At 64.8% G+C, this 15585-nt stretch carries 18 protein-coding genes; 9 read left to right on the top strand and 9 right to left on the bottom strand.

What is annotated here, in order from left to right; all coding sequences use genetic code 11:
- Positions 1 to 88 precede the first annotated feature (88 nt).
- A complete protein-coding gene (locus tag AC3EDY_RS04940) occupies positions 89 to 673 on the bottom strand; it encodes a DUF3617 domain-containing protein (protein ID WP_488571360.1) in 585 nt (194 codons plus the stop codon).
- 145 nt (positions 674 to 818) lie between these two features.
- On the opposite strand from AC3EDY_RS04940, the gene uvrB reads away from it, so the two are divergent.
- The 4 genes from uvrB (at position 819) to AC3EDY_RS04920 (ending at position 4336) form a co-directional block, all read left to right on the top strand.
- Entirely contained in the window at positions 819 to 3005 is a 2187-nt protein-coding gene (gene uvrB / locus AC3EDY_RS04935; protein WP_488571359.1) for an excinuclease ABC subunit UvrB, read from the top strand.
- Positions 3006 to 3190: 185 nt separating this feature from the next.
- Positions 3191 to 3469, top strand: a complete 279-nt coding sequence (locus AC3EDY_RS04930; RefSeq protein ID WP_488571358.1) for a type II toxin-antitoxin system RelE/ParE family toxin — start codon at positions 3191 to 3193, stop codon at positions 3467 to 3469.
- A complete protein-coding gene (locus AC3EDY_RS04925; RefSeq protein WP_488571357.1) occupies positions 3435 to 3761 on the top strand; it encodes a HigA family addiction module antitoxin in 327 nt (108 codons plus the stop codon). Before AC3EDY_RS04930 ends, AC3EDY_RS04925 begins: the two co-directional genes overlap by 35 nt.
- 32 nt (positions 3762 to 3793) lie before the next feature.
- Positions 3794 to 4336 carry a hypothetical protein gene (locus AC3EDY_RS04920; protein ID WP_488571356.1) on the top strand — a complete coding sequence of 181 codons (543 nt, stop codon included), beginning with the start codon at positions 3794 to 3796 and terminating at the stop codon, positions 4334 to 4336.
- A 183-nt stretch (positions 4337 to 4519) separates the two neighbouring features.
- Here the strand turns inward: AC3EDY_RS04920 and AC3EDY_RS04915 are convergent, their stop codons facing one another.
- Together AC3EDY_RS04915 and AC3EDY_RS04910 are read right to left on the bottom strand one after the other, a co-directional pair.
- Positions 4520 to 5038, bottom strand: coding sequence for a helix-hairpin-helix domain-containing protein (locus AC3EDY_RS04915; protein WP_488571355.1), 519 nt, complete (start codon positions 5036 to 5038; stop codon positions 4520 to 4522).
- A gap of 100 nt (positions 5039 to 5138) precedes the next feature.
- The gene (locus tag AC3EDY_RS04910; protein ID WP_488571354.1) at positions 5139 to 7292 is read right to left on the bottom strand and encodes a malate synthase G; all 2154 of its coding nucleotides are present in this window, start codon (positions 7290 to 7292) and stop codon (positions 5139 to 5141) included.
- 185 nt (positions 7293 to 7477) lie between these two features.
- Here AC3EDY_RS04910 and AC3EDY_RS04905 point away from each other — a divergent pair, with 185 nt between their 5' ends.
- The 4 genes from AC3EDY_RS04905 to AC3EDY_RS04890 all read left to right on the top strand — a co-directional run bounded on the left by AC3EDY_RS04905 (position 7478) and on the right by AC3EDY_RS04890 (position 11473).
- Positions 7478 to 8683 (top strand): hydrolase, encoded by a 1206-nt coding sequence (locus AC3EDY_RS04905; RefSeq protein WP_488571353.1) that lies wholly within the window; start codon positions 7478 to 7480, stop codon positions 8681 to 8683.
- Positions 8684 to 8688: 5 nt separating this feature from the next.
- Positions 8689 to 9726 carry an arginine N-succinyltransferase gene (locus AC3EDY_RS04900; RefSeq protein ID WP_488571555.1) on the top strand — a complete coding sequence of 346 codons (1038 nt, stop codon included), beginning with the start codon at positions 8689 to 8691 and terminating at the stop codon, positions 9724 to 9726.
- 23 nt (positions 9727 to 9749) lie between these two features.
- Complete coding sequence (locus AC3EDY_RS04895) at positions 9750 to 11015, top strand: N-succinylarginine dihydrolase (RefSeq protein ID WP_488571352.1); 1266 nt, start codon at positions 9750 to 9752, stop codon at positions 11013 to 11015.
- Between the two features lie 212 nt (positions 11016 to 11227).
- The gene (locus AC3EDY_RS04890) at positions 11228 to 11473 is read left to right on the top strand and encodes a hypothetical protein (RefSeq protein ID WP_488571351.1); all 246 of its coding nucleotides are present in this window, start codon (positions 11228 to 11230) and stop codon (positions 11471 to 11473) included.
- A 64-nt stretch (positions 11474 to 11537) separates the two neighbouring features.
- Here the strand turns inward: AC3EDY_RS04890 and AC3EDY_RS04885 are convergent, their stop codons facing one another.
- The 3 genes from AC3EDY_RS04885 to rplU form a co-directional block, all read right to left on the bottom strand.
- Positions 11538 to 12119: a GNAT family N-acetyltransferase gene (locus tag AC3EDY_RS04885; protein ID WP_488571350.1), complete on the bottom strand. Its 582-nt coding sequence runs from the start codon at positions 12117 to 12119 to the stop codon at positions 11538 to 11540.
- A 227-nt stretch (positions 12120 to 12346) separates the two neighbouring features.
- Positions 12347 to 12616, bottom strand: coding sequence for a 50S ribosomal protein L27 (rpmA, locus tag AC3EDY_RS04880; protein WP_488571349.1), 270 nt, complete (start codon positions 12614 to 12616; stop codon positions 12347 to 12349).
- Between the two features lie 24 nt (positions 12617 to 12640).
- Complete coding sequence (gene rplU, locus AC3EDY_RS04875; protein ID WP_022678098.1) at positions 12641 to 12937, bottom strand: 50S ribosomal protein L21; 297 nt, start codon at positions 12935 to 12937, stop codon at positions 12641 to 12643.
- Positions 12938 to 13251: 314 nt separating this feature from the next.
- Here rplU and AC3EDY_RS04870 point away from each other — a divergent pair, with 314 nt between their 5' ends.
- On the top strand, positions 13252 to 13800 hold the full coding sequence (locus tag AC3EDY_RS04870) for a hypothetical protein (protein ID WP_488571348.1): 549 nt from the start codon (positions 13252 to 13254) through the stop codon (positions 13798 to 13800).
- Positions 13801 to 13803: 3 nt separating this feature from the next.
- On the opposite strand, the gene AC3EDY_RS04865 is transcribed toward AC3EDY_RS04870, so the two are convergent.
- From AC3EDY_RS04865 to AC3EDY_RS04855, 3 genes are all read right to left on the bottom strand, one after another.
- Entirely contained in the window at positions 13804 to 14292 is a 489-nt protein-coding gene (locus AC3EDY_RS04865) for a molybdenum cofactor biosynthesis protein MoaE (RefSeq protein WP_488571347.1), read from the bottom strand.
- 32 nt (positions 14293 to 14324) lie between these two features.
- Positions 14325 to 15140 carry a ferredoxin--NADP reductase gene (locus AC3EDY_RS04860; RefSeq protein WP_488571346.1) on the bottom strand — a complete coding sequence of 272 codons (816 nt, stop codon included), beginning with the start codon at positions 15138 to 15140 and terminating at the stop codon, positions 14325 to 14327.
- Positions 15141 to 15348: 208 nt separating this feature from the next.
- Positions 15349 to 15585 carry a MoaD/ThiS family protein gene (locus AC3EDY_RS04855; RefSeq protein ID WP_488571345.1) on the bottom strand — a complete coding sequence of 79 codons (237 nt, stop codon included), beginning with the start codon at positions 15583 to 15585 and terminating at the stop codon, positions 15349 to 15351.

The following is a 15585-nucleotide window of genomic DNA, read 5'->3' as shown; positions in this document are numbered from 1 at the left end:
CAGATGAACGCCACGAATACAGAATTGTTTCAAATTCAAGTCACATTGCGATCGGCAACGGAATGCCCGGGCGCGCCGGCTCGCCGCATCAGATGGCTGCGGCCTTTTCGTCGGCTTCGGCCTGGGCCTTTTCCTGGGCTGTGCATTCGCCCACGCGCGTGGATTGCGTGGCGATGTGCATGCGCATCGGCCGGCCGTTGGGGCCGCCGCCGCTCAGATCCATGTTCATCGCGAAATGATCGGCGCCGTAAGTGCCTTTGAGCGTGACGGTCTGGGCGCTGCTGCCTTTCCCGCAAGCCAGAACGCCATCGATCCGCCCCCCGGCCATGGCGAAAGTCTTGTAACGGCAGGCCTTGTCGGCCTGGCCGAAGAAATCGCCGTCAGGGCGCGCGGCCTTTTCCCGGGTGAGGCAGGAACGCTCCGCCCGGGCATGGCCCAGTGCGTCTTTCATGCGGGCGACGGCTTCGGGCGGCATGCCGGGCATGTCGATATCGATCGCCTTGACTTGCGTGTTCCATGCGCCCGGCTGAAACTTGACGCCTGCCCCTGCGACCTTGGCGGCGACCTCGCCGGCGTCGGCATCCCGGGCGACCACCGCCTGCTCTTTCTTGCAGCCGGGAAGCAGCAGGGCCAGCCCGGCAAAGGCTGCGCCCGACAGGAAGCGGGAGGGCATGGTCTTGGCAAGCATCGTCTCTCTCCCGAATGGGCGGGCTAGGCCTAACACGGCGGGCTGGCCATAGCCATATGGGCCGCGCTGCAAGACGAAGGCATCGCCGCGGCCGATTGCATCCACCGCCGATGTTCCCCATATGTTGCCCATGGCCGAAATCATCATCCGCAGAGGGCTGGACGAGCCCGATACGTCGGGCAGCTTTGTGCCCCACAAGCCGCAACGCCCGCAAAAGCTGGAGCCGGGCCGGCCATTCAAGGTCGTATCGGATTATCAGCCTGCCGGCGACCAGCCCACCGCGATTGCCGATCTCGTGGCCGGCGCGCGCGAGGGGGAGCGCACGCAGGTTCTGCTGGGGGTGACCGGTTCGGGCAAGACTTTCACCATGGCCAAGGTGATCGAGGAACTGCAGCGCCCCGCCCTGATCCTGGCGCCGAACAAGATTCTTGCGGCGCAGCTTTACGGCGAAATGAAGAGCTTTTTTCCCGAGAACGCGGTAGAATATTTCGTATCGTACTACGATTATTATCAGCCCGAAGCCTATGTGCCGCGGTCCGATACCTATATCGAGAAGGAAAGCTCGGTCAACGAAGCGATCGACCGCATGCGCCATTCGGCCACGCGGGCCTTGCTCGAACGGGACGATGTGATCATCGTCGCTTCCGTTTCATGCCTCTATGGCATCGGTTCGGTCGAAACCTATTCGGCCATGGTCTTCGACCTGAAGAAGGGCACAAGCGTCGACCAGGGCGAGATCGTGCGCAAGCTCGTGGCCCTGCAATACAAGCGCAACGACCATGCGTTTCAGCGCGGCACGTTCCGCGTGCGGGGCGACAATCTGGAAATCTTTCCCTCCCACTACGAGGACACCGCCTGGCGCGTGACGTTCTTCGGAGACGAGATCGAGGAAATCGCCGAGTTCGATCCTTTGACCGGCAAGGCCGATACCCGGCTCAACCAGGTGCGCGTCTATGCCAATTCGCACCACGTGACGCCCGGCCCCACGCTGATGCAGGCGCGCGAAGCGATCAAGTTCGAACTGGCCGAACGGCTCAAGGAACTGCAAGCCGAAGGCCGGCTGCTGGAAGCGCAACGGCTGGAACAGCGCACGCATTTCGACCTGGAAATGATGGCCGCCACCGGATCGTGCGCGGGGATCGAGAACTATTCCCGTTTCCTTACGGGCCGCCTGCCCGGCGAACCGCCGCCAACCCTGTTCGAATATCTGCCCGACAACGCGCTGCTGTTCGTGGACGAAAGCCACCAGACGGTGCCGCAGATCGGTGCGATGGCCCGCGGCGACCACCGCCGCAAGCTGACGCTGGCCGAATACGGCTTCCGCCTGCCCAGCTGCATCGACAACCGCCCGCTGCGTTTCAACGAGTGGGATGCGATGCGCCCGCAGACTTTTGCCGTTTCGGCCACGCCCGGCAATTGGGAAATGGAGCAATCGGGTGGCGTCTTTGCCGAACAGGTCATTCGCCCCACCGGGCTGATCGACCCGCCTGTGATCATCCGCCCGGTGGAAGACCAGGTACAGGACTGCATCAACGAATGCCGGCAGACCGCGCAGGCCGGCTATCGGACGCTGGTTACCACGCTGACCAAGCGCATGGCCGAAGACCTGACCGAATTCATGCACGAGGCGGGCCTGCGCGTACGCTACATGCATTCCGATGTCGAAACGCTGGAGCGCATCGAACTGATCCGCGATCTGCGCCTGGGCGTCTATGACGTGCTTGTCGGCATCAACCTGCTGCGCGAAGGGCTGGACATTCCCGAGTGCGGCCTGGTCTGCATTCTCGATGCCGACAAGGAAGGTTTCCTGCGTTCGGAAACCTCGCTTATCCAGACCATCGGCCGCGCCGCCCGCAATGTCGATGGCCGCGTGATCCTCTATGCCGATCGCATGACCGGCAGCATGGAACGGGCGATTGCCGAAACCGACCGGCGGCGCGAAAAGCAGCAGGCCTATAACGAGACGCACGGCATCACGCCCGCCACGATCAAGCGGCAGATCGCCGATATCATCGCCGATACCGCCAGCCGCGATGGCGTGCTCGTCGATCTTGACGACGAAAGCACCAACAATCTTGTTGGCCACAACCTGCGCAGCCACATCGAAGACCTGGAAAAACGCATGCGCGAGGCCGCCGCGGACCTGGAATTCGAAGAAGCCGGCCGCCTGCGCGACGAAATCCGCCGCCTGGAAGCGACCGAACTCGGCCTGCCCGAGGCGGACCGCAAGGCGCCCTTGGTGGGCCGCAGCAACGAAGGCAAGCCCGGCACCCGCAAGACGCGCTTTGGCAAAGTGCAGAAGAAATGGGGGCGGTGAAAAGGTCGATAGCATCACATGACATGCCACCCCAACCCCTCCCGCAAGCGCAAGGGTTGGGGTGGCACTGCAGGCCGATGGTGCGGAGCTGCAATTACGTTGCCGCGCCCCTGTAATCTTCGATCTTGAGGATCAATGAAACAACAAGTCTGGTTCTGTTCTCGAAACTGGCCCAGACACGACGCATGCTTCACTTTGCCTGCCGAGAAACCGAAACTATCTGGCGGGGTCACCGCAGCCGTAAGCTGCCGCCGGATATCCAGAATCGCGCGCTCGACAAGCTGCGCATGCTCAATCGGGCTCGCACTATCGACGATCTGCGCAACCCGCCCTCCAACCGTCTGCATGCGCTTGGTGGCGATCGTAACGGGCAACATTCCATTTCCATTAACAAGCAATGGCGCATATGTTTCGTCTGGAAGGATGGAAATGCGCGCGATGTCGAAATCACCGACTACCACTGATTCCGATTATCTGCACAACAGCCATGCCGGCGAGTTGCTGGTTAGGGAATTCTTGGAGCCGCTCGGTTTGTCAGCATCCGCTCTGGCAGCGAATCTGGGCGTGACGGAATCCCGGATCGAGGCGATGATCGGGGGGAAGAACCGAGTTGATGCCGAACTCGATCTGCGCCTTTCGCGCTATTTCGGTGTGTCTGAGGGGTTTTTCCTCGGGCTTCAGGCAGACTTTGAATTGTTGGAAGCAAAGCGCGCCCATCACGACGCGATAGACCGGATTGTGCCACGCGCAGCATGAACCAATTCCGTTTCAAGCGTCATCTGCTTTGTGTGTTCACTCTGATGGCGTCCGCCGCCTGTTCGCAGCAGGCGCCGGCGCCGCAGGAAAGCGGCACACCGCTCAACGCCGTGCGCGTGCCCCTGCCCGAAAGCCAGCCGCTTCCCCCTGCGCCCAGCGGGGACGGCAAGCCCATCTGGGCCGGAGCGCCCGGTGGGGACAGCGTGCGGTTCGGGCAGCCCGGGGCAGGCCCGGACCTGTCGATCGCCTGCCGCCAGGGCGTGTTGATCGTGACGCGCCACGTTCAGGCCGAAGTGGGCGCGCAGGCGCTGTTTGCGCTACAGGGGCGCAAGCGGATCGTCCGCCTGGCCGTGGATGCCACCGCCATACCCGGATCGCAGGGTTACCTGTGGCAGGGAAGCCTGCCGGCCGGCGATCCGGCCGCCGACGTGTTCGAAGGCCCGTTCGTGGGCACGCTGCCCGATGCCGGCAAGATCAGCGTACCGGGCAGCGCGCTTGTGCGCGAGCTGATCCGCCGCTGCGGCGCGCGCCCGGCAATCGGGGCGACGCCTGCCGCGCCCCAGGCCCAGGAATAGGCTAGGCCGTAAACTCATAGATGCCGCCATCGAGGTTTGCGGCAAAACGGTCAGGTGCGAGGAAGGAGGGCGCAGGAACGTGTCGATATTTCAAGCCCGACTGACGCGGCAGATGGCCGTTTGGTCAAATCCCGCAGGGACGCCGGAATGACGCCGCGATGGTGGCATTCATGATTTTACGGCCTACAACTTCCCGAACTTGTCTTCGTAGGCGGTGGTCTCGCCGCTGCTGAGCAGCTTGGCCTGCTCCACCCAGTTGTCGCGCGCGGGGCGGCCGGCAAACGCGCCCAGATGCCCATCGATGCGCGCCAGGTCTTCCTCCGTCCACGCGGCAATCTGGGCGAAACGCGTGATCCCCTGCCCCGCCAGAACGGCCTTGAGCTTGGGCCCCACGCCTTTGATGCGGGTCAGGTCGTCGCCCCCGTCGGCGTCTGCTGTCCCGGGCGCCGGCGCTAGTGCCGGAGTTGGTGCCGGAGCTGGTTCCGGTGTGGCAATGGCGGCGGCAGGGGGGGTGTCAATCAGGGCCGTGTTGCGCTGGGCAGGTGCCGCCCCTTCCGACAGCACATCGTGAAATTCGCTTTGTGGCGGGGCCTTGTTGCCGCGGCGCAGCAGCAGGAAAGCCACCATCAGCCCCAACACCAGCACGCCTGCGAGCAACGGCCAATTGGCTTCGATCAGTTGCAGCATTGTCTCAGGATCCATGTCATCGAAAACAGGAACCCGCCATGGCAACAACGGCGGCCCAGGGCAAGCATGCGGCGCGGCGGCCGCCGTGCCCCGCCTTGGGCACCGCGCCGCGCTGTCAGGCCGGCTCCGCCACGTGCGCCGCCGCTTTCTTGCGCCGCCGCCAGGCGTGAAGCAACGGCTCGGTATAGCCGCCGGGCTGCGCCACGCCCTGGAACACGAGGTCGCAGGCCGCGCGGAAGGCAAAGCTTGCCTGCCACCGGCCGGCCATGGGTTCGTAATGCGGGTCCCCCACATTCTGCGCATCGACCTTGGCCGCCATGCATTGCAACGCATCCATCACCTGGTCGTGCGTACAGACGCCGTGGAGCAGCCAATTGGCCAGATGTTGGCTGGAAATGCGCAAAGTGGCGCGGTCTTCCATCAGGCCCACGTCATCGATGTCGGGCACTTTGGAACAGCCCACGCCCTGGTCGATCCAGCGCACGACATAGCCGAGCAGACCTTGCGCGTTGTTGTCCAGTTCGCTGCGGATCTCCTCGTCCGACCAGTTCGCCCCTTCGACCAGCGGGATGGCGAGCAGCCTGTCGCGCGATGGCAGCGGCTGCGCCGCAATCGCGGGGCGCCGGCCGAAGACGTCCACCTGGTGATAGTGCATGGCATGCAGCGTCGCGGCCGTGGGCGATGGCACCCAGGCCGTGTTGGCGCCGGTCAGCGGATGGCGGATCTTTTCAGCCACCATTGCCCGCATCCGGTCGGGCGCGGCCCACATGCCCTTGCCGATCTGCGCCTTGCCCGATAGCCCGCAGGCAAGGCCGATCGCCACGTTGCGCGCTTCATAGGCGGCGATCCAGGCCGATTGCTTCATGGCCCCCTTGCGGATCATCGGCCCGGCCTGCATCGAGGTGTGGATTTCATCACCGGTGCGGTCAAGGAAGCCGGTGTTGATGAAGACCACCCGATCCTTGACCGCCGCGATGCAGGCGGCAAGGTTGGCACTGGTGCGGCGTTCTTCGTCCATTACGCCCACTTTCACCGTGTGGCGCGGCAGATCGAGCAGATCTTCCACCGCATCGAACAGCGCATCGGTAAAGTGCACTTCGTCTGGCCCGTGCATCTTGGGCTTGACGATATAGATCGAGCCTGTGCGGCTGTTGCGATAGCGTCCGGCTTTCCTGACATCGTGCATGGCGATGGCCGCCGTGATTACCGCGTCCATGATGCCCTCGTAAATCTCGTGCCCGTCGGGCAGCAACATGGCCGGGTTGGTCATCAGGTGCCCCACGTTGCGCACGAACAGCAAGCTGCGCCCTGGCAAAGTGAAAGCCGTGCCATCGGGCGCGGTCCAGGCGCGATCGGGTTCCAGCGCGCGGCCCATGGTCTTGCCTGCCTTGGCAAACTGCGCGACAAGATCGCCGCGCATCAGGCCCAGCCAGTGACGATAGGCGATCAGCTTGTCTTCCGCGTCCACCGCCGCAACGGAATCCTCGAGATCGACGATCGTGGTCAGCGCCGCTTCCAGCACGATATCGGCCAGGCCGGCCTGATCGAGGCTGCCGACGGGATGGCCGCGATCAAGTACGAGTTCGATATGCAGACCATGATGGCGGAACAGCAGGCCATCAGGCTTCTCGCCCACCCATTGCGCCGGATCGGCCAGCGCCGGAACGCCCTTTCCGTCCCAACCTGCCCACGATCCCTGCGCCAGTGGCAGCGTCGCGTCGAGGAACGCACGCCCGGCCGCGATCACCGCGGCACCCCGCTCGGCATCATAGCCGCCCGGCCGCGCCGGCGCCGCGTCGAGCGCATCGGTGCCATACCAGGCATCGTAGAGGCTGCCCCAGCGCGCGTTGGCGGCATTGAGCAGGAACCGGTCGTTGAGCGCCGGTACGACGAGTTGCGGCCCAGCCATCGTGGCGATTTCGGGATCGACGCCCTGCGTGGCGACAGCGAACGGGGCCGGATCGGGCACCAGATAGCCGATATCGGTCAGGAACGCGCAATAGGCGGCCGGATCGTGGGGCTGCCCGCCACAGGAAATATGCCAGGCATCGATTTTTGCCTGCATGGCCTCCCGCGTTTCCAGCAGAGCCCGGTTGCGGGGCGTGAACCGCGCCACCAGCGCGGCAAAGCCTGCCCAGAACGCGTCCGTGTTCAAGCCAAGCGACGCCAGAACCTCATGTTCGAGAAACGCCGCCAGCGCGGCATCCACTTTGAGGCCTGCCCGATCGGCACGGGGGCGCAGGTCGGCAAAATCGGTCAACTCACCCATGATCATCTGCCTTCGTCGTCAAAAACCGGCGAGGCAGCCCGGCGTCGTCCCGATATTCAAGCGAATATCGGGACGGCCGCTCTGCCAATCGAACCTGGGGAGGAACGGGAAGTTTGTGCCCGATTCGCCAGGGCTTGGCAACAGGGGTTCACCCCGCAGCCCGGAACGGCTAGGGACGGTTGCCGATGCAACAGCTTTCCCCGCCCGAACAGGCCCTGCTCGCTCCGATCGACGGCGCTCCTCTGCTGGACCAGGTTCTGGCATGGAGCGCGATCAATACCGGCACCCGCAATCTGGCGGGCCTTGCGACGCAGGCGGCCGTGCTGGCCGATGCCTTTGCCGCCCTGCCCGGCGCGGTGCGGCTGGAGCCCCCCGCCCCGGTGCAAACCATCGCCGCCGACGGCACGGTGGGCATGCTCAATCACGGCGCACATCTGGTGGTATCGGTGCGGCCACAGGCGCAGCGGCGCTATCTGCTCACCGGCCATATGGACACGGTCTTTCCACTGCACGACCCGTTCCAGAACACCACCTGGCTTGACGACACGACGCTCGGCGGGCCTGGCGTCGCCGACATGAAAGGGGGCATCGCGGTCATGCTGGCCGCGTTGCTCGCGTTCGAACGCAGCCCGGCTGCGGCCCATGTCGGCTATGACGTGATGCTCAACGCCGACGAGGAGACCGGCAGTCTGTCCTCGGCGCCGCTGATCGCGCAGTTGGCGGCGGGGAAGGCGGCGGCGCTCACGTATGAACCATCGGCCCTGCCTGACGGAACGTTGGCAGGCGCGCGCGCCGGCAGCGGCAACTACGCGGCAGTGATCACCGGCAGATCGGCCCACGCCGGGCGCAATCCGGATGACGGGCGCAACGCGATCGTCGCCGCTGCCGATCTGGCGCTGCGGCTCAAGGCGCTGCACCGGGCGGGTCTTTCGGTAAACCCGGCCCGCATCGACGGCGGCAGCGCCAACAACGTGGTGCCCGATAAAGCCATATTGCGCTGGAACATCCGCCCTGCGACCGAGAGTGACGCACAAGGCTTTGCCATAGCGCTGGGCGAAGCGGTCGCCGCCTTGGAGCAGGCGCATGGCGTTGCCATCCACGTTCATGGCGGCATCAGCCGCCCGCCCAAGCCGCTTACCCCGCCGGCGCTTGCCCTGTTCAGGCTGGTGCGCGATTGCGGCACGGCCCTGGGGCAGACGATCTCATGGAAGGATACGGGCGGCGTGTGCGACGGCAACAACATCGCGGCGCTCGGGGTGCCGGTGGTCGATACCATGGGCGTGCGCGGCGGATCGATCCATTCGCCGCACGAATTCCTGATCGTGCCCTCTCTGGCAGAGCGCGCCGCACTTTCGACGCTGGTGCTGCATCGGCTTTCGGGGGGAGAATGACGGCTGTGGCTTTTCGCATCCGCGCGGCGCGGCTGGCCGATCTTGAAGCGATGTACGAGATGGCCAAGCTTGGCGGCAGCGGCTTTACCAACCTGCCGGCCGACCGCGCCACATTGCGCGCCAAGCTGGAGCGCACGGCAGCCTGCCTTGCCGACGCGCGCGAAAGCCTGCCCGATGGCCCGGGCGATGAATTGTTCGTCGTGGTTCTGGAAAACGCGGCCACCGGCGAATTGCGTGGAACAGCGCAGATTTTCGCCTGCGTCGGGCGCAGCGGGCCGTTCTATTCCTATCGCCTGACAACGCTGACCCAGCATTCCAAAGAGCTGAACCGTACGTTTCGCGCCGAAATGCTGCATCTCGTCACCGATCTGGAGGGATCGAGCGAAGTGGGCGGGCTGTTCCTGCACCCGGCCGAACGGGCGGGCGGCCTCGGCCTGCTGCTTGCGCGCAGCCGCTATCTGTTCATCGCCATGCACCGCGCGCGGTTTGCCACGCGCATTCTGGCCGAATTGCGCGGCGTGATCGACGAGCGCGGCGGGTCTGCCTTCTGGGATGCCGTTGGCGGCAAGTTCTTTGGCATGGGCTTTCACGAAGCGGATCATTTCAACGCGTTGCACGGCAACCAGTTCATTGCCGACCTCATGCCCAAGCATCCGGTCTATGTAGCGATGCTGCCCGAAAGCGCGCGCACCGCGATCGGCATGCCGCACCCCAACGGCCGGCCTGCCATGCGCATGCTGGAGGCCGAGGGCTTTGCCAATGAAGGCTATGTCGATATTTTCGACGGAGGTCCGACGCTTACCGCCCGTACCGACCAGGTGCGCTCCATTGCCGAGGCAAAGCCCGAGACCGTGGCGCATATTGCGCCTCCTGCCGGCGCCGAGCCGCCGCGGCGTGTGCTCGTGGCGACCGGCCGGCTTGCCGATTTCCGCTGCACTTTGGGCGAAGTGGCCCATGGCCCCCAAGGCCTGACGCTCGATCCGGTTGCCGCCGCCACGCTCGATGTCCAGCCGGGCGACGCGGTGTGGCACGTGGACCGCTGAACTCTCACGAAGACGGACAGATAATGGCACTGGTGGAAATCAATTTCGACGGGCTGGTCGGACCCAGCCACAACTATGCCGGATTGAGCCTGGGCAATCTCGCATCGGCCAGCCACGCGGGGCAGGTGTCGTATCCCCGGGCGGCGGCGCTGCAAGGCCTTGCGAAAATGCGGCACAATCTGGGCCTTGGCCTGGCGCAGGGGCTGTTCGTGCCGCTGCCGCGGCCCAACCCCGCGTTCCTGGCGGCGCTGGGCCTGGAAAACCGCGAGCCGGCCGATGAAGCCGAACGCCGTCTGCGCGCTGCGGCTTGGTCAGCCAGTGCCATGTGGACGGCCAATGCGGCCACCGTGAGCCCCGCGCCGGATACCGCGGATGGGCGCTGCCACCTTTCCGCCGCCAACCTGGTGACCATGCCGCATCGCGCCCAGGAATGGCCCGATACCGTGCGCCAGTTGCGCCTGGCCTTTGCCGATACCGCGCACTTTGCCGTGCACGATGCCGTGCCCCCCTGCTTTGGCGATGAAGGCGCGGCGAACCATATGCGCATGGCCCCGCGCCACGATGCGGCGGGCCTGGAAATCTTCGTGTTCGGGCGTCAGGGTGGCGCTTTTCCGGCGCGTCAGCACGAACAGGCCAGCCGCGCTGTGGCGCGCATTCACGGGCTCGATCCCGCGCGCTGCCTGTTTGTGGAGCAAGCCCCGGAAGCGATCGCGGCCGGCGCGTTTCACAACGATGTGGTGGCCGTGGCCAACGAACGGGTGCTGTTCGCCCATGAACAGGCCTTTGCCGATCCCGAAGGCACCTATGCCGCGATCCGCGCCCGCCTGCCCGAAGCCGAAATCGTGATCGTGCCGGCAAGCCAGGTCAGTCTTGCCGACGCGATCCGGTCCTATCTTTTCAACGCCCAGCTATTGACTCTGCCGGGCGGCGAAATGGCGCTGGTTATCCCGCTGGAGGCCTGGGAAACACCCTCGGTGCGCGGCTGGCTGGAAACGATGCTGGCCGGCAACGGGCCGATTCGTCAAGTCCTGCCGGTAGACGTGCGGCAATCGATGGCCAATGGCGGCGGCCCGGCGTGCTTGCGCCTGCGCGTGGCAGCCGATCCGGTCACGGTCGATCCGCGCTTCCTGCTCGATCCCGCAAAGATCGACCGGCTTGAACAGGTGGTCGCCGCATATTGGCCAGATCAGATCGACGCTGGCGATCTGGGCAATGCCGCCCTCGCCACCACAGTCATAACCGCGCGCGCGGCGCTGCTTGATTTGCTGGGCCTTGAGGAATTGGCCTGAGCCGGAACTGCCAGAGCCCGAACTGCCAGAGCGGAACTGGCCTGAATGCTTGTGCGTTGCAACAGGGCTGACGCAGTTGTCGCTGGCCTTTACACCCGCAGGTTTGCCATAAGGAGCCAGGCCCGCAAACAGGCAATTGGCATGAAGGTTGCGAAGCTTTGTACGGGTCGCAGCCACACGTGGATTTCCACGAGAGAACAAAAAGGACAGGCATGTTCCGCAAGATCGGCCGCCTCTTCATGATCAAGACTCGTTTCGAGGCGTTTGCGGTGATCTATGCACTGGCACTGGGCGCGATAGAGCGAGGGCAGGCCTATCTGACGCGGTTTCCTGGTTTAAGCGGCAAGCTGCTGTTTCTGGCGACGACCTGCGCCGTGTTCATGGCCGGCGCCAAAATCCTGGATTGCCTTCGCCTGGAACGGGCGCTGAATGCCGCCGGAAAAGATCCGCAGGCTTGATCGCTCGTTCCCGTATAAGCTTCCGGTAGACGCCAGGCTTGTTAGACATCAGGCCTGGTAGAGATCAGGCAGCGTGCGACGCGGGCAGGAAACCAGGGTTGGCGCCGTCGCAATTCCGCGGCGGCTGGAGATCGAGCGCATAGCCCAACGTCGGCGCCAGGCTTTCCCGCGCGGCGCTGGCACCCAGCCGGATCTCTCCGGTCGAACGGAACCCCAATTTGGCCAGAACCCGGCGCGAGGCCGTGTTATCGAGAAAATGGCGCGCGGCCACGCGGCGATGCCCGAGCGTCGCGGCCAGGCTGAGCACGGCACGGGCCGCCTCGGTAGCAAAGCCGCGGCCCCAGTGCGACCTGGCGATCCAGTAACCCAGCAAAGGCGGCGCGCCCTGCGGATCATAGTCATCGGGCATCAGGCCGACGCAGCCGATCAATTCGGCGCCCTTTGCATCCGGCAAGGTGATGAAAAAGTGCGGATGCCGGCCATCCTGCGCCTGTGCGGCAAAAGTGCGGGCATCATCAGGGCAATATGGCCAAGGCGCCCGCGCCAGGTGGCGCACGACGGCCTCGTCGTCGATCAGGGCCAACAATTCGGCCCAGTCTTCCGGCCAGCCCGGCCGCAGGAACAGCCGTTCGCTGCGAATGAACATCGGTTATCTCCAGTCAACCGCTCCCTATCGCCGAATGCTTATGCACATCCGGGTGACAAGGATATTGCGTGGTGCGCCAGGTGCTTCGAAATTCGAGGCAAATGGCGCCGGTGCGAATGAGGGAGACAAAGAAAAAGGGAGACGGGACTAAGGCCCTCTCCCTCGATCAACCGGTGCGAAACCGGCGGGGCCATCCCGTCAGGATGGCCCACGGCATGACCATCCGATTATTCGGCCGCCTGGGCCATCACGTCGACCGACACGTATTTGCGGCCGAGCTTGCCGGCGTGAAAACGCACACGGCCATCGGCAAGCGCGAAAAGCGTGTGATCCTTGCCCAGGCCGACATTGGCGCCCGGATAGACACGGGTGCCGCGCTGACGAATGATGATGTTGCCGCCCACGACATCCTGGCCACCGAACTTCTTCACGCCCAGGCGCTTGGACTGCGAGTCGCGACCGTTGCGCGACGAGCCGCCTGCTTTCTTGTGTGCCATTTCTAGCTTCCTTCCGAACCGGCTTCAGGCGACCGACACGATGCGCAGCAGAGTCATCTGCTGGCGGTGGCCGTTCTTGCGACGATAGTTGTGGCGGCGGCGCTTCTTGAACACCACGACCTTTTCCGACTTGGCCTGGGCGATGATTTCCGCCGAAACGGTAATGGCCGAAGCATCAGCCAGTTCGCCGTCCTTGCCAGCCAGCAAGACATCGCCGAGGGTGATGGTTTCACCGGCTTCGCCAGCCAGCTTTTCCACCGCGATCTTGTCTCCGGCGGCTACCCGATATTGCTTGCCGCCCGTGCGCACAATTGCGAACATGGTTCTGCTATCCGTTTCAAATGCCTGGCCCACCAAGCACCCCGATCGGCCAATTCCGAATCGCGGACAGCGGGCAATACGCCGGTTCCCCGCCAATAAGCGAAGCCCCGGAAAGAGCGGCGCGGATAGTCCAAGCGGACGCCCGTGTCAACGCCACGCAGGCAAGGATATGCCATGCTTTCGCCGGCATCCATCAGGGCAGCCATCGGGCCGGGTAACGGGCCAGGTAACGGGCCAGGTAACGGGCCAGGTAACGGGCCAGGTAACGGGGTGGCCATCGCCAACGACCATGCTATGGCACCGCCATGGCCCGCTTGTCCAAACGTGCTTTCATTCTGCTGCGGCTCCGCCATCCTGCGCTGATCTTGAGCAGCCTGGCGCTGCCCGCGCTGCTGGCGGGCGGCTGCACGTCTGATCGCGGGCGTTACCCGTCCCTGGCGATTCGACCGCAGGAGCGCGCGTTCGGGAAAACCCAGGCCTCGACTGCCGCCACTCGCCCGGCGCCGCTTGCATCCGACCCTGCCTTGCCCCAGCGCCTCTCGGCGCTGGAACGCCGCGTGCAAGAAGCCGAAAGCCGCTTTGCCGCGATGGTGCCCGAAATCAGCCAGGCGGTGGAACGCGGCCGTGGCGCGGCTATCGGCAGCGAAAGCTGGAACCTTGCGCAGATTGCCTTGGCCCGGCTCGAATCGGCACGCAGCGAAACGGCCGTTGCGCTGGCCGATCTCGACCGGATGGCGACGCAGGCCGCCATTGCCACGGTCGATCAGCCCGGCCCCGACGCGGCGACCATTGCCACCCTGCGCGACGCCGTCGCCTTGCGTGTTGCGCAGCAGGATGCGGTGCTGGCGCAATTGAAAGGTTAGGTATTACCAGCGGGCGCGGTCGACAAGATCCTGGGCGCGCGGTTCGATCCAGCGCCAACCGGCCGCGGTTTTTTCCCGTTTCCAGAACCAGCTGTCGCTTTTGAGGTGATCCATCACGAAATCGGCCGCGGCAAAGGCATCGCGGCGGTGCCTGGCAGCCGCAGCCACCATGACGATCGCATCGCCCGGATACATCACCCCGTGGCGGTGAACCACCAGCAGGCCTTCGAGGACCCAGCGCCCGAGTGCCGTTGCCGCGACGCTTTCCATGCCCGGCAGCGTGAGCGGGGCATAGTGCCGCAATTCCAGCGCCTCCACCCCGTCGCCCGCGCGGACCTGCCCCACGAAGCTGACGATCCCGCCGGCATTGACCATCCGCGCGGAAAAGGCAGAGAGCCGCGCGGCGGGATCGAAAGCCGCATCGGCCAGACAGACATCGGCCAGACAGACATTGGCAGGGCAGACATCGGGGGGGCGAATGTCGACAGTCATGAACAAGGCGTTGTCATGCCGCCGCGCCGATTTCAACCGACGAACGCGCGTTCGATCACGAAATCGCCCGGCTTGGCGTTGGACCCTTCGACAAAGCCCATGCCTTCGAGCAGCGCGGCAAAATCCTTGATCATTTCCATCGAGCCGCACAGCATCACCCGGTCGGTGGCCGGATCGAGCCGCGCTTCGCCCGGAATGCCTTCAAACAGAGCACCGCTTTCGATCAGTCCCCCGATGCGCGCATTGTTCCGGAACGGCTCGCGCGTGACGGTGGGCACGTAATGCAATTGCTGCGCGGCCTGTTCGCCAACCAGCGGGTCTTCGGCAAAGCCGCTCGCCAATTCTTCTTGGAACGCCAGTTCGCTGACTTTGCGCACCGAATGCACCACGACCGCCTGCTCGTAGAATTCGTAGACGTCGGGATCGCGCGCCAGTGACAGGAACGGCGCCAGGCCCGTGCCGGTGGACAGCATGAACAGCCGCTTGCCCGGCAGCAGGGCATCGGTCACCAGAGTGCCGGTGGGCTTCTTGCCGAGATAGATCTGGTCGCCAGGCTGGATTTTCTGCAAACGGGAGGTCAGCGGGCCATCGGGCACTTTGATCGATAGGAATTCCAGTTCCTCTGCCCAGGCGGGGCTGGCCACCGAATAGGCGCGCAGCAGCGGGCGGCCGTTCTCGCCCTGAAGGCCGATCATAACGAATTCGCCCGAGCGAAAACGAAACGAAGCGGGACGGGTGATCGTGAAGCTGAACAGGCGCTCGTCCCAGTGCCTGACCGTCAGCACGGTTTCGACCGTGGCGGCGGCCGTGGGTTCAAGCTGGGCAACTTCCACCTGGGGCTCGGACATCGAAAAGGCTTTCCTTGGCAAGCGGCCCCATTCCGGAGGATTGGCAGCCACGGGGCCGGGCAAGCTGGCCCGGCAAGCGCGGTCCCCATAGGGATACGAGGCCGCGCTGTCAAAAATTCGCCCTGTTAGAATAGCTTTCAAGGGGCGAAAATAGCGTTCAGGCCAGAGTGGCGAAGTCGGCAAGGTCTGCGGGATCAAGGAGCCCGAGCTAACCGCCGCTTACCGGCGGCAGGAACGCCAACTCGTCGCCCTGGGCCAGAACCATCGCCTTGTTTTCGCCTACCAGCTTTCCGTTGAGCGCCCAGCGCACACGCTCACCGAGAAGATCGAGCGCCAGGGCCGGATCGAGGCCCGCCAGGATATCGGCAAGCGGGCCCGGCGCCACGGCCATTTCCGCGCAACCGGCGCGCTCTTCCAGGCGGCCGAGAAAAACCAGCCGGGCCAT

This window comes from Novosphingobium sp. DS6-6 (genome assembly GCF_057784975.1).
Note: the sequence above shows the minus strand (reverse complement) of the source record. Positions and strands in the feature narration are given on the sequence as shown.